This is a genomic window from Ruegeria sp. CE12 (assembly GCF_056537525.1).
The window spans coordinates 1-1,097 of the sequence record NZ_JBQFRS010000055.1; the positions used below are offsets into that span (position 1 = coordinate 1).

At 55.5% G+C, this 1,097-nt stretch carries 2 protein-coding genes; both read right to left on the minus strand.

The genetic code is table 11. The features are described 5' to 3' along the window. The coding region (locus ACR0IO_RS23080; RefSeq protein WP_480745185.1) for an electron transfer flavoprotein subunit beta/FixA family protein at positions 1-573 on the minus strand (573 nt) is incomplete at its 3' end. 168 nt (positions 574-741) lie between these two features. After that, positions 742-1,097: cob(I)yrinic acid a,c-diamide adenosyltransferase (locus ACR0IO_RS23085; protein ID WP_480745188.1), on the minus strand; the 356-nt coding region annotated here is incomplete at its 5' end.

Consider the following 1,097-nt stretch of genomic DNA (forward strand, 5'->3'; position numbering starts at 1 on the left):
CGACGCGTAACGCGGCTCGTTCAAGCGTAGGTCAACTGTGACGATTGCAGGCATTTTGACCGTAATTGTCTGCAAGCCGCCATCAACCTCGCGGGTCACGGTGGCGCTGTCGCCCTCGACCTCAAGGGCAGAGGCGAAGGTTGCTTGGCTCCACCCTAGAAGGGCGGCAAGCATCTGACCGGTTGCGTTCATGTCATTGTCGATGGCCTGCTTGCCTGCAATCACAAGGCTTGGGCCCTCGTCTGCAATCACAGCCTTCAGGATTTTGGCAACGGCCAGAGGCTCGATATCCTGATGCACATCATCGGCGGCTTCTACAAGGATCGCGCGATCTGCCCCCATGGCCAAAGCGGTGCGCAATGTGTCTTGCGCCTGTTTGACGCCGATGGACACAACCACCACTTCCTCAGCCTTGCCCGCTTCTTTCAGGCGGATTGCCTGTTCCACGGCAATCTCGTCAAACGGGTTCATCGACATTTTCACATTGGCGAGATCAACACCCGAGCCATCCGCTTTGACACGAACTTTTACGTTATAGTCGATCACGCGCTTGACCGGCACCAGAATTTTCATCCGCACGTTCTCCAGTTAAAGCATTTCGATCACGCGCCGCGGCGCGATTATTCAGACGCTGTTGTAATCGCTGATTCCCTGCGGCAACAGACCAAAAGCGGCATCTGAGACGCTCTAACGCGGCGCTGCTCTCGAGAAAACTAATTTTAAAGGCTTGTTTGCGGTAACCTACTCAGCCTCGCGATTGGCGCCTGGTGTCCACAAAATATCGGCTTTGCCACCCTCATTGGCCACGCGACCCGCAACGAAGAACCAATCAGAGAGGCGGTTTAGATATTTCACCGCCATAGGGTTGACCGATTCCATCGTTGCCAATTCCACGCAATTGCGCTCGGCGCGGCGGCAGACGGTGCGACACATGTGCAGATGTGCCGACAAGGCGGTGCCACCTGGCAAAATGAAACTGCGCAGCGGTTCCAAATCGGCGTTCATCTTGTCGATTTCTTTTTCCAAACGCGTCACTTGCACCTCAACAATGCGTAGGGCGGGATAGGGGCGTTCTGCGTCTTTCTCGATATTAGGGG